General features: G+C 73.8%; 9 protein-coding genes. 1 reads left to right on the forward strand and 8 read right to left on the reverse strand.

The features are described from left to right. The first annotated feature begins 66 nt into the window (after nucleotides 1-66). Nucleotides 67-783, forward strand: coding sequence for a DUF4232 domain-containing protein (locus tag CHF15_RS07045; protein ID WP_089222771.1), 717 nt, complete (start codon nucleotides 67-69; stop codon nucleotides 781-783). A 107-nt stretch (nucleotides 784-890) separates the two neighbouring features. Here the strand turns inward: CHF15_RS07045 and CHF15_RS07050 are convergent, their stop codons facing one another. From CHF15_RS07050 to CHF15_RS07085, 8 genes are all read right to left on the reverse strand, one after another. Next, complete coding sequence (locus CHF15_RS07050; RefSeq protein ID WP_089222772.1) at nucleotides 891-1829, reverse strand: S66 peptidase family protein; 939 nt, start codon at nucleotides 1827-1829, stop codon at nucleotides 891-893. Continuing rightward, nucleotides 1826-3823: a S9 family peptidase gene (locus CHF15_RS07055; protein ID WP_089222773.1), complete on the reverse strand. Its 1998-nt coding sequence runs from the start codon at nucleotides 3821-3823 to the stop codon at nucleotides 1826-1828. The genes CHF15_RS07050 and CHF15_RS07055 overlap by 4 nt, the downstream gene beginning before the upstream one ends. Further along, entirely contained in the window at nucleotides 3820-5160 is a 1341-nt protein-coding gene (locus tag CHF15_RS07060) for a M20/M25/M40 family metallo-hydrolase (RefSeq protein ID WP_089222774.1), read from the reverse strand. The genes CHF15_RS07055 and CHF15_RS07060 overlap by 4 nt, the downstream gene beginning before the upstream one ends. Beyond that, entirely contained in the window at nucleotides 5153-5989 is an 837-nt protein-coding gene (locus CHF15_RS07065; protein WP_018560988.1) for a M55 family metallopeptidase, read from the reverse strand. The genes CHF15_RS07060 and CHF15_RS07065 overlap by 8 nt, the downstream gene beginning before the upstream one ends. An 86-nt stretch (nucleotides 5990-6075) precedes the next feature. Next, entirely contained in the window at nucleotides 6076-6798 is a 723-nt protein-coding gene (locus tag CHF15_RS07070) for a class I SAM-dependent methyltransferase (RefSeq protein ID WP_089222775.1), read from the reverse strand. Between the two features lie 136 nt (nucleotides 6799-6934). Continuing rightward, nucleotides 6935-9427, reverse strand: coding sequence for an ATP-binding SpoIIE family protein phosphatase (locus CHF15_RS07075; protein ID WP_089222776.1), 2493 nt, complete (start codon nucleotides 9425-9427; stop codon nucleotides 6935-6937). A gap of 229 nt (nucleotides 9428-9656) precedes the next feature. After that, entirely contained in the window at nucleotides 9657-12044 is a 2388-nt protein-coding gene (locus tag CHF15_RS07080) for an MFS transporter (RefSeq protein ID WP_179279688.1), read from the reverse strand. Nucleotides 12045-12298: 254 nt separating this feature from the next. Further along, entirely contained in the window at nucleotides 12299-12742 is a 444-nt protein-coding gene (locus tag CHF15_RS07085) for an SRPBCC family protein (RefSeq protein ID WP_089222777.1), read from the reverse strand. Nucleotides 12743-12876 lie beyond the last annotated feature (134 nt).

A 12876-nucleotide genomic window follows, 5' to 3' on the forward strand; every position in this document is an offset into this window, starting at 1 on the left:
AACCCGGGAGCGGAACGGCCTCGTGTTCCGCGGCAGCACAGCAGCCGAAGGACCCGGGGGGACGTCATGGAGCGCAGGAACACGAGGCGGGCCGCGATCGCGGTGGCACTGGCGGCGACGGCGGCGGTGCTGCTGACGGGATGCCAGGGGGACGACGCTGCCGCGGGCGGTGGCGCGCCCGCACCGACCGCGCCGACCGCATCGCCGACGGCCGCGCCGTCGCGGACGGCGGGGGAGAGGGTCCCGGCCTCCAGCACGTCACCGGCGCCCGGCGGTTCGGGGGACTCAGCGGGGTCCGGGGGTTCAGGTGGGTCCGGGGGTTCGGCGGGGCCGGCGGGGCGCTGCGGCGCGGAAGACCTGGAGGCGACCGCGGCGCACCAGGCCGCCGTACGCCCCCAGGGCACCGGCACCGGGGCGGCGGTGGTCGGGTTCACCAACACCTCGGACGCGCCCTGCGTTGTCGAGGGCTTCCCGACGGTGGCAGGGGCGGCCAACGGCTCGCCGGAGATGAACGTGCCGCTGACGGTGCGGCACACCGGTGCGGCCGCGCCGGTCGCGCTGGCACCGGGCGGCCGCGCGTGGGTGAAGCTGACGTTCCACCAGGTGCAGGGCGAGGGCGACGGCATCTGCGCCTCGGGCGAGGCCCCGGTCCAGTACCCGACGATGGTGCTGGGCCTGCCCGGCGGTGCGGGAAGGCACCAGGTCGCTCTGGACGACGGGGTGTTCGCCGAGTGCGACGGTGTCGTCGCCGTCACCGCGCTCTCGGCGGCCGAACCGTCCTGAGGACTCGGGCCCGGGGCGCCCGTCGCCACGGGGCCGGCCCCGTGGCGACGGGCGGTACGCCGGGCTCGCCCATGACAGACGCCCACTTGCGCGATCGTGCCGCCCGGTCAGTCCTCCGTCACGGCCGCCTCCACCGTGAGGGTGCCTGCGTCCGCGTCCAGGACGGCGGGGACGCCGAGCGGCACGGTCAGGCTCGTCTCGCAGTGGCCGAAGCCCAGTTCCTCGACGACCGGGACGCCGAGTCCGCCCAGCCGGTCCAGGAGCACCGCCCGCACCTCCTCGTAGGGGCCGCACTCCCGCCAGGAGCCGAGGGCGATACCCGCCACGCCGTCCAGCCAGCCGGCCCGCAGCAACTGGGTCAGCATCCGGTCGATCCGGTAGGGCTCCTCGCCGATGTCCTCCAGCAGGAGGATGCCGCCGGGCACCCCGGGCCGCCCGTCCGGTGTGCCGAGGCCGGAGGCGAGCAGGGCCAGGCAGCCGCCCACGGTGACACCGCGTGCCGTGCCGGGGACGAGGGCCCGGGCGGTCGGGGCGCCGAGGACGCGCGTCCGCTCGGGCCCGAAGAGGGTGTCCCGCAACTGGGCACGGGTGGGCTCGTCCTTGAGGAAGCCGTGCGCCGCGATCATGGTGCCGTGCAGGGTGGACAGGCCCAGCCGGACCGCGAACGCCTCGTGCAGCACGGTGATGTCGCTGAAGCCGAGGAGCGTCTTGGGCCCGGCCGCCCGCAACGCCTCCCAGTCCAGGAGGTCGGTCATGCGCTGGGCGCCGTAGCCGCCGCGGGCGCAGAGCACGGCGGCCACCGACGGATCGCACCAGGCCTCCTGGAAGTCTCGGGCGCGCGCCGCGTCCGTTCCGGCCAGGTAGCCGAAGACGGGGTGCCGGTCCAGGACGTGCGGCGCCACCACCGGGTCGAGGTCCCAGCCGCGGAGGATGTCGAGCCCCGCGTCCAGCCGTTCCCGGGGCACGGGTCCACTGGGCGCGACGACGGCGACCCGGTCCCCGGGGACGAGGCGGCGGGGGCGGGTGAGCGGGACGAGCGGTGTCACTTGGTGAGCTCCAGAACTGGTACGGCGGGCGGGGTGAAGCCGAAGACCTGCCCGTAGAGGGAGAGTTCCGCCTCGAGACTGGTGATCATCGTGTCCTCGCGGCGGAAGCCGTGGCCCTCGCCCTCGAAGGTGAGGTAGGCGTGGGGGACGCCGCGCCCCTTGATCCGCTCCAGGAACCGCTCGCACTGCACGGGCCGGCAGATCACGTCCTCCAGCCCCTGCAGCAGCAGGAAGGGCACGGTGAGCCGGTCGGCCCGGGTCACCGGCGAGCGGTCCCGGTAGCGCTCGGGGACCTCGGAGTAGGGCCCGACGAGCGAGTCGAGGTAGCGGGACTCGAAGTCGTGGGTCTCACCGCCCGCGGCCCAGCCGGTGAGGTCGAGCAGCGGGTACTTGATCACGCCGCAGGCGTAGACGTCGGTGCCGGTGAGGGAGGCCGCGCTCGTCCAGCCGCCGGCGCTGCCGCCGCGGATCGCGAGCCGCCGCCCGTCGGCGATTCCCTCCTCGGCCAGCGCCCGCGCGACGGCGGCGCAGTCCTCGACGTCGACGACGCCCCACTGCTCGCGCAGCCGTTCGCGGTAGGCGCGCCCGTAGCCGGTGGAGCCGCCGTGGTTGACCTCGACGACCCCGATCCCCCGCGAGGTGAAGTAGGCGATCTCCAGGTCGAGCACGAGCGGTGCCCGGCTGGTCGGGCCGCCGTGCACCCAGACGACATACGGCGGCAGCTCTCCCTCGGGCGCGGCGAAGTAGGGGTTCGCCGGCGGGTAGAGCTGGGCGTGGATCTCCCGTCCGCCGGGCCCGGTGAAGATGCGCTCCACGGGATCGGGCAGGAACTCCGGGGGCACGGTGTCGTGGTGGGCGGCGCCGATGACCCGGGTACGGCCGGTACAGGTGTCGAGTTCGAGGACCTCGAACGAACTGCGGGCCGAGGCGGCCACGGCGACCACCCGGGTGCCCTGCGTGGACAGCGCGGCCGTCCACTCGCTCCACGGCCCCGGCACGTCGACCTGCTCGCCGGTCGCCGGGTCGAGTATCCCCAGCCGCTGGGCGCCCCTGCCGTGCAGCACCGCCAGTGTCCCGGCGGCGAGCGGGGCGAACCAGCGCGCCCCCATCTGCCAGCCCGGCCCGGCGAACTCCTCCTGTGCCGGGTGCAGGTTGACCGCCTCGCCGGTGGCCGGATCGACACGGTGCAGATTCCACCAGCCGTCGCGGTCGGTGGCCGCGATCAGGGTGCCGTCCGGTGTCCACTCCGCCTGGGCGACGGACTCGGCGGGGCCGCCGAGGATCGTCCGGGCGGCGCCGAAGTCGCCGTCCGGTCCGACTGCGGCGTGCTTGAGCTCCGTGCCGTCCCAGGGCATCCGGGGGTGGTCCCAGGCGATCCACACGGCCTGCCGGCCGTCCAGGGAGAGGCGCGGCGAGGTCACGAAGTCGTGCGAGTCGTCGGAGAGTTCACGCACGGCGGCACGGTTCTCGGCGGCAGAGCCGTCGAGCGGTACGGCGGCGACCACCCGCCGTACGTCGCTCGGGCCCTCCCCGGTGAACTCCTCCAGCACGCACCACACCTCACCGCGGTCCGGGTGGATCTGCGGATCGGCCCAGCGCAGCCCGTCGCCGACCGGCGAGAGCGGGGTCAGCGGCCGCGGCACGGCGCCCGCGACGTCGGGTTCGTACGCGTAGAGCCGCTGGTCCGGGAAGTGGGAGAAGACGATCAGCGGTCCCGTCCCGGGGCGTGCCGTGCCCGTCCAGGCCCGGCCGCCGTACTCGATGACGCGGGTACGGACGTTCCACGGCGCGGGCAGCGGGCTGCCGGCCGTGCCGTCCGCGCGGCGGCGCACGAGGGCACGGCGGCCGCCCTCGGCCGGCCGGGGTTCGGTCCACCACACCTCGTCACCGACGAACGCGGGGAACTCGGGGCGTCCGTCGTGGGAGGCGGCGGTGCGGGCGTCGACGGGCGACTCCCAGGCGCCATAGGGGGCGATGATCGGGGCGCGCGTCATCGGGCAACTCCGTCGGTCGTGTCCTGCCGGCCCAGCATGAGCCGGTCGAGTACGCGGACGCCGAAGTGCAGCCCCTCCACCGGGACCCGTTCGTCGACGCCGTGGTACATCCCCGCGTAGTCATAGCCCTCGGGCAGCTTCAGCGGGGAGAAGCCGTACCCCTGGATGCCGAGCCGCGAGAACTGCTTGGCGTCGGTGCCGCCGCCCATCACATAGGGCACGACGTGGGCGTCCGGGTCGAAGTGGATCAGGGCCTCCCGCATCGCGGCGTAGACCGGCGCGTCGAGGGGGGCTTCCAGCGGGATCTCGCGGTGGTGGAACTCCCACTCCACGTCGGGACCGGTGAGTTCGTCCATGGTGGCCGCGAACTCCTCGTCGCCGCCGGGCAGGACCCGTCCGTCGACGTAGGCGACCGCGGTACCGGGGATGACGTTGACCTTGTAGCCGGCCTCGAGCACCGTCGGGTTGGCGCTGTTGCGGATCACCGGCTCCACCAGGGCGGCGGCCGTGCCCAGCTTGGTGAGCAGGGTGTCGACGTCGTCGAAGTCGGGCTCGACCTCGTGCAGCGCGGCCAGTTCGGTCAGCGCCGCCTGGACCGTGGGGATGACCCGCACCGGCCAGCGGTGCTCGCCGATGCGGGAGACGGCCGCGGCGAGCCTGGTCACGGCGTTGGCGTGGTTGACCTTGGAGCCGTGACCCGCCCTGCCGTGCGCCGTGAGCTTCAGCCAGGCCGTCCCGCGCTCCCCGGCCGCCACCGGGTACAGCCTCAGCCCGGGCCCGGCGTGGAAGGTGAAGCCCCCGGACTCGCTGATGCCCTCGGTGCAGTCGCGGAACAGCTCCGCGTGCCGCTCGACGAGGTAGGTCGCCCCGTAGGTGGCGCTGTCCTCCTCGTCGGCGGTCAGCGCGAGCACGATGTCCCGCTCGGGGCGCAGGCCCCTGCGCGCCCAGGAGCGCACGGTGGCGAGCACCATCGCCACCGTGCCCTTCATGTCGACCGCGCCGCGCCCCCAGACCACCCCGTCCCGCACCTCGCCCGAGAAGGGGTGCACGCTCCAGTCCTCTGCCTGGGCGGGCACGACGTCCAGGTGGCCGTGGACGAGCAGCGCGCCCGCTCCGTTCCCGGCGCGCGGGGCGCCCTCGATCCGCGCCACGACGTTGGCCCGCCCCGGCGCCGACTCCAGGACCCGCGCCTCGATCCCGGCCTCGTCGAGCAGTCGCGCGGCGTACTCCGCCGCCGGACGCTCGTTTCCGTCCCCGCCACCGCGGTTGGTGGTGTCGATCCGGATCAGCTCCGAGGTGAAACGGACCGCCTCGTCCAGTGCCCGGGTGTCAGCCATACTGCTCCTCCACAGCTGCCGAGACGAGGGTGGTCACGGCCTTGTAGCAGCGGATCCCCTCGTACATGGTCGGTGAGGTGTAGGCGACACGGCGCTCGCCCGTGCGCTCCACACCGGGCACGATCGCGGCGGCTCCCGCCAGGTGGGCCGCGTCGAACTCGACCTCGATCGTGAACGGCCCGCCCCGCACCGGCTCGTGCCGCACCGCGAGTGACGTCGCGTCCTTGGCGGCGGCGCGGATGTCCGCCGCCGTGCGGGCCGGCGGACGGCACACGGCCGCGTACCGCGAGACGTAGTCCTTGACGGCGACCGTGCGCGCCGCCGGTGCGTAGTCCCGGGCGTCGATTCCGGTCCGGTCGTCGCCCGTGACCAGCACGACGGGCACCCCGTACTCGGCCGCCACCAGCGCGTTCAGCCGGCCCTCGCTCGCCGGCGGGCTGCCGTCGACCCACACGCCGGTGATCGAGTTGGGGAGGTAGGTGTGGGCGAGCACCCCCTCCGTCCCCGCGCCCGTGTGGAAGCCGACGAAGGCGATGCCGTCCACGTCGCCATGCTGCACGCCCTCGACCATGGACAGGTCCTTGTGCCGCCCGGTGACCATCTCGGCGCGCTCGTCCAACTGCTCCAGCAGCAGGTTCCGCATCGACCAGTGGGCCTCGTTGACCAGGACCTCGTCGGCGCCGCCGTCGAAGAAGCCGGCGATCGCGGCGTTCACGTCGGAGGTGAACAGATGCCGGAACCGCTGCCAGCCCTCCGTGCCGGGCAGGACGTCACCGGGCCAGGTCACCCCGGTGGCGCCCTCCATGTCCGCGCTGATCAGGATCTTCATGGCATGGAACGTTACGCAAAGTCACCGCCCCGCACCAGGCCCCCGCCCCGCCTGTGGAAAACTTCAGTGGCCCAGACCGGTGGCGGTCAGCCGGCACCCCCTGCCACCAGCCAGTTCGTCGGCACCTCGAACCACGAACCGTCCGCCCGCCGCTCCGTCGTCACGAGCGCGACCTCACCGCGTGCGAGCACCTCCATCCCCGCCGCGCGGAAGAGCTCCGGGACGGCCGCGTCGGGCATCTCGGCCGGCGCGATCCCGTGCGCGAAGATCGCCGCGAGCTTGGCGGGCGGCCCGTCCGGCCGCTGCGCGAGCCCCATCAGCGCGTCCTTCGCGGACGCCGCGAGTTCGTCCGCGAACACCCGGCCGCGCCCGCCGGTCAGCACGGCGATGCCCTCGACCAGCGGTGCGCGTTCCTCGGGACGGCACTGGTGGAGCACTCCACGCATGTACACGTTCACCTCGCCCAGCTCCTCGGCCAGCCGCCGGACCGCCTCGGGGTCGGCCGCGTCGAGCTGCCGGTACTCGGCGACACCGCCCGGGTCCTGATGCCGCGCGTGGCCGATCGCGGCCGCCGCGAGGTCCACCCCGACGGCCCGGCCGTACCGCTTGGCCAGGAAGCGGGTCTGGGTGCCGTTGCCGCAGCCGAGGTCCACGACCGGCAGCGACGGGTCGAAGTGGGCCTCGAAGAAGGAGAGGTGGGCCGCCGCGGTGACCTCCGCCCCCGCGTCCCAGAGCACCGACCCCGGCCCTCCGGGGGCGTCGCGCCAGAAGCCCTCCCACGCCTGCAGATTCGTGCCGGTGACGTCCATGCGATCTCCCCAGGTCCACGTGTCCGTCGCCGCGGACCGGTCCGGCCGCGCGGCCGAAGCCCCCGTCAGCTCTGTGCTACAGGCGTCGACCGGCGCGGGCAAGCGTGCGGGAGAAGTCGTGACAGCAGCTTGTTCGCTACGTTCGAGCACCCGCCGGGACACCGCAGCGTCCCGCGGTCCGCCGCCACGGCAGCGCCTGCTCGAACCAGACCGTCTTGCCCTGCGCCGTACGGCTGGCGCCCCACTCACGGGCCAGCCGGCTCACGATCCGCAGTCCCCGCCCCGACTCGTCCTCGGGCCCGGCCCCCACCAGGACGGGCACGGCGTGGTCGTCGTCGGAGACCTCGCACAGCAGCGCGTCGGTGCGGACCAGGCGCAGCTCGACGTGCCGCGAGTGCGCGTGCCGGACGGCGTTGGTGACCACCTCTCCCACCATCAGCTCGGCCGCCTCCGCTGCCTCGTCCAGCCCCCAGCGCTCCAGGGCGCCCCGGGTCAGGATGCGGGCCCTGCCCACCTCGCGGGGGTCGAGGGCGAGCTGCCAGCTGACGACGTCCTCACGGGGGATGCCGTTGAGCCGGGCCATCAGCAGGGCCACGTCGTCCTTGCGGCCGCCCGGCGGGTTGAGCGCGCGGATGATCGTGTCGCAGGCGTCGTCCATGGAGGCGGCGGGGTGCGCGGCGCTCTCGCACAGCGCGGCGAGACCGGCTCCGATGTCCTGCCCGCGCACCTCGACCAGCCCGTCCGTGCACAGCACGAGCCGGTCGCCGGGGCCGACGGCGACCCTGACCGTCTCGAAGGGCACCCCTCCGATGCCGATCGGCGCGCCCGTGGGCACGTCGAGCAGCTCGCTGCGGCCGTCCTCCGCCCGCACCAGCACGGGCGGGATGTGGCCCGCGTTGGCGATGTGCAGCTCGGACCGGATCGGGTCGTACACGGCGTACAGGCAGGTGGCGAGGTAGTGCTCGCCGAGGCGCTGCGCCAGGTCGTCGAGATTGCGCAGCAGTTGGGCCGGCGGCATGTCCAGCGCCGCCATGGTCTGCACGGCGGTGCGCAACTGGCCCATCATGGCGGCCGCGTTGAGGCCGTGGCCCATGACGTCGCCCACGACCAGGGCGAGCCGGGAGCCGGGCAGCTTGATGGTGTCGAACCAGTCACCGCCGACGCGGCCGAGCCGGGTGCCGGGCAGGTAGCGGGTCGCCACGTCGCACCCCGGCATCCGCGGGGTGATCTGCGGCAGCATGCTGTCCTGCAGCGTGTCGGCGACGTTCTCCTGGTACGTGTACATGCGCGCGTTGTCCAGGACGAGCCCTGCGCGGGCGGCCAGTTCCGCGCCCGTGACACGGTCCATGTCGTTGAACGGCGGGCGCTCCCCGTGCCGCAGCAGGATCATGAAGCCGAGCACGACGTTGCGCGCCTTCAGCGGCACGACCAGCATCGACCGCCCGGTGATCAGCGGCCGGATGTCGCGCTTCTCGAACTGCGAGGCGATCGCCTCACCCATGGGTTCGGTGATCCTGGGCACCAGCACCGGCTGACCGCTCGTCATGCACTGGAAGAACGGGGTGTGCTCGGGAAACGGCATGGACTCGCCGACCGGTACGACGTCGTCCCAGCGGCCGGGCTCGTCGGTGTGCTCCAGGGCGGCCCGGTACCACATGGTGGTGACGTCGGGCGGGCCGTCGGGGAAGCCCTCGCCCGCGAGCACCTGTTCGCGCAGGTAGGTGCCCGCGACGTCGGTGAAGCGCGGGACGACGGCGGCGCACACCTCCCGGATCGTGCGGGTCAGGTCCAGGGAGGTGCCGATGCGCCCGCTGACCTCGTTGAGGAACTCCAGGCGCTCGCGGACGGCGGCGTACTCCAAATCGGGTTCGAGCTCCTCCGACGCGGTACCGCGCGGCTCCACGCCGGCCTCACGGGCGGCGCGCCGCCTGAGGGCGCTGCGCTCCTCCCGCCGGGGCACGCCCCAGTCGGGGGTGACGGGCACCCGGTCGTGCCGGCTGATCTCCAGGACCGGGTAGCCGAGTTCCAGCACCTGGGAGACGATGCGCCCGCTCTCGGCGACACTCATGCTGGGCAGGATCTCGGGGAGCCGCTTGGCGAGCCCGTCGGCGCCGGGGAACTCGGTGTGCAGGGCGAAGCCGGGCGCGATCCGCTCGGACTCCCCGGGCGGGGCGTCGTCCTCGCCGTGCACCAGGGCCGCGTCGGCGGCCAGTACGAGCAGGCGCTCGGGACCCGGGCCGACCAGCGGGTAGGCCCACCACAGGACGTCCGCCGGGAGGCCTCCGGGGTCGGGGGCGGGCCCCTGGTTGAGCCGGGCGCGTCCGGCGGTCGGGTAGGGGATCGCGCCGCTGAGCGTGACGTCGAGGTCGGCTCCGGCCGGCGCCTCGGGGCCGTCCTGCCCGGGCTCCTCGCCGAGCGCGCCGGAGACCGGCAGCAGGTCGACGGCAGGACGGCCCACGGCCTCCTCCCGGGCGCGCCCGAAGAGCTTGCGGGCACCCGTGCTCCAGTGCGAGACGAGCCCGTCGCCGTCGACGACGACCACGGCGAGAGGGATGCGTCCGGAGAGTGCGGTCCGCTGCTCCGGCAGCGCGGCGCGGCTCCCCTCCCCCGGCGGAGTGCGACGTTGCATGACGCGTCCGGCTCCTTCCCCTGCGGCGCCCGGATCCCGACGGAGACCGGAGGTGGTCGGCCCCCGGCGCAAGATCTGCGGCTCCGCATCCACGGTACGACCGACACCGGGTGCCGCGTAGCGCATTGGGCGAATCCGGTGCGCGCCCGCTCAGAGCCGTGAACGCGCCGGGGCATGCGCGGGCGCACGCCCCGACCCTGAGGGACCGTCAGGGATTGTCGGCGGCCGGTCAGTCCTCGTGGCCGAGGTGGACGTCGCGCTCGGTGCGCTCGCCGCCGCTGAGCCGCAGCACGGTGGCCACCGGCGGGTACCCCGAGGCCACGACGGTGTACTCGCCCGCGGCCAGGTCGACGAAGCGGAAGACGCCGTCCGGGCCGGTCGTCACCGTGTCCAGGACGTTGCCCGCGGCGTCCAGCAGGGTGACCCGGGCGTCCTCCACCGCGCTGCCGCCCGGGCCGCGCACGGTGCCGCGCAGCAGCGCACCGCCGGCGAGCTCCACGTCCTGCCGGGTCTCCCTTGCCGCGTGCACGGACACGGGCAGCGCCGCGGGCCGGTATGCGGGGGCGTTGGCGGCGAGCGTGTACTCCCCCGCGACGAGGTCGCTCAGGACGTAGTCGCCGTCCCTCCCCGTGCGGGTGGTGGCCACCACGTCGCCACGGGAGTCGGTGAGGGTGACGGTGGCCTCCCGTACGGGCGTGCCGTCGGCGGTGCGCACGGTGCCCGCGAGCCGCCCCGCGCCGCCGAGCACCACGTCGAGCTCGACCGGGCGTTCCCCGACGGTCACGCTGACGGCCTGCGGCTGATGACCTCCGGCGGCGGCGATCAGGACGTAGCTGCCACTGCCCGGGGTGCTCAGCGCGTAGCGTCCGTCCTCGCCCGTGGCGCCGCGCCCGATCTGACGGCCGGTCACATCGATCAGGGTGAGCGCCGCCCGGCCCACGGTGCTGCCGTCGGCGTGCTGGACGGTGCCGCACACCGGGACGCCGACGGTCTCGGCCTTGCGGGCGGTGGGGACGTGCTGGGTCACCAGGGGTTTCTCCTTGAGCAGGAAGGCGAGCAGGAAGCCGAGGCCGAGCACCGGCACCAGGTAGAGGAAGATGCGCGGCATGGCCTCCGCGTACGCCTGCACATAGGCGTCGCGCAGCGGCGCCGGCATCGCGTGCACCATGTGCGGGGTGATGGACTGGGGGTCGGGCAGGTCGACGCCGCCCGGCAGCCGGTCGGCGAGCCCGTCCGCGAGCCGGTTGGCGAACAGGGTGCCGAAGACGGCCGCCCCGACCGAGCCGCCGATCTGCCGGAAGTAGTTGTTGGCGCTGGTCGCGGTGCCGAGGTCGGCGGGCCGCACGGAGTTCTGCACGGCGAGGATCAGCACCGGCATCACGAGGCCGATGCCCAGCCCCAGCACGCCCATGTAGACGCTGTACTCGACGCGCGGGGTGTCCCTCTCCAGCAGCGACAGCAGCCACATGCCGGCCACCGAGAGCGCCCCGCCCGCCAGCGGGAACACCCGGTAGCGCCCGGTACGGCTGATCATGTGGCCGGAGACCACGGAGGCCAGGACGACGCCCAGCATCATGGGCAGCATCAGCAGCCCGGACTCGGTCGCGCTGACGCCGTTCACCATCTGCAGGAAGGTGGGGAGGTAGCTGGCGGCACCGAAGAGGCCGACGCCGACGACGGCGCCGATGAGGGCGGAGACGGTGAAGACGCCGTCGCGGAAGAGCCGCAGCGGGATGAGCGGTTCGACGGCGAACCGTTCCACCACCACGAACAGCACGGCGCACACGAGCGTTGCCGCGCCCAGCCCGGTGATCACGTCAGAACGCCAGGCGTAGGTCGTCCCTCCCCAACTGGTCAGCAGCACCACGCAGGTGGAGCCGGCCGTCAGCAGCAGCGCGCCCAGCACGTCCAGCCGCGGGCGTACGGCCGGCCGCGGCAGTTTCAGCACGACGGCGATGACGGCCAGGGTCAGCAGACCGAAGGGCACGTTGATGTAGAAGCACCAGCGCCACGAGGCGTGGTCGGTGAAGAAGCCGCCCAGCAGCGGCCCGGCCACGGAGGCCAGGCCGAACGAGGCGCCGATCAGGCCCATGTAGCGGCCGCGTTCCCGGGGCGGGACGATGTCGGCGATGATCGCCTGGACACCGATCATCAACCCGCCGCCGCCGACGCCCTGGATGGCGCGGAAGGCGATCAGCTCGTCCATGGAGCGCGACCAGCCTGCGAGGGCGGATCCGATGACGAACACCACGATGGCGAACTGGAAGACGCTCTTGCGCCCGAAGAGGTCGCCGAGCTTCCCGTAGATCGGCAGCCCGACGGTGGAGGCGAGCAGGTAGGCGGTCACGGCCCAGGACATCTTGTCCAGGCCGTGCAGCTCGCCGACGATCTTGGGGAGGGCGGTCGCCACGATCATCTGGTCGAGGGCGGCCAGCAGCAGGGTCAGCATCAGCCCGAGGAAGACCAGTCGCACCCTGCGCGGGCTCAGTCCGCCGACAGGCGCGCCCTGTTCCGGCGGGACGGCTGCGGGTCGGCCCTCGGAGCCCGTGCCGGCGCCGGTCGTGTCCGTGAGGGTGCCGGTCTCCTCGGACAGGGTCGTCCCGGTGGTGCCGCCCATCTGCCTACCGCTCCCCTCGTCGCGCCTGCCCTGCGACAACGATCCGGGGCGCCGGGGATGCGCCGGAGTGCGGCAGATCCACCCTTTCAAGTGACGTGCCCACCGGCGTGCGCCCACCGGGCGACGGCGCGCACGCAGGACGCGTACAGCACGGCCGGCATGACCGGCACGTCCGGCACGTCAAGGGAGGACCGGCGCATCAAGGGAGGCGGCCGGACGTCACCCGGCTCCGGCCGCCTCCCTTGTGCCGCCTGCTACTTCTCCGTCTCCGCGGCGAGCCGCGCGAGCACCGCGTCGTGGATGCGGTTCAGGCCCTTGGGCGCGAACGTGCGCTCGAAGAAGCCGCCGATGCCGCCGGCGCCCGTCCAGGTGCTGGTGACGACCGCCTTGGCGCGGCCCTCGCCGGCCGGGGTGACCGTCCAGGTGGTGACCATGGTGGAGTTGCGGTCGCTCTCGACCAGTTGCCCCGGGGTCGGCTCGGTCACCGCGAGGAGGCAGTCCCGGACCCGCTTCTCCGTGGCCTGCAGCCTCCAGTGCACGAGAGTGCCCGCGCCGCTGCCGCCCTCACGCACCTCGTACTCGCTGAACTGCTCGGGAAGCAGCCTCTGCCGGGTGCCCGTGTAGTCGGCGAGCGCCGCGAAGACGCTCTCCGGGCTCGCCGCGATCTCGCGCTGCGTGGTGGCCTCGACCTGTGCCATCGCCGTCCTCCGTCGATCCGTGTGCCGTCGCCGACAAGCCAATCACCACGGCCGCTTGCCCGCGAAATCGGGCCGCCCTCCCAATGCCCCTGCCGATGCCCCTCCCGATGCCCGTCCCGATGACCCACTGCCCG

The sequence above is a fragment of the Actinacidiphila glaucinigra genome, assembly GCF_900188405.1.
Taxonomy (GTDB): domain Bacteria; phylum Actinomycetota; class Actinomycetes; order Streptomycetales; family Streptomycetaceae; genus Actinacidiphila; species Actinacidiphila glaucinigra.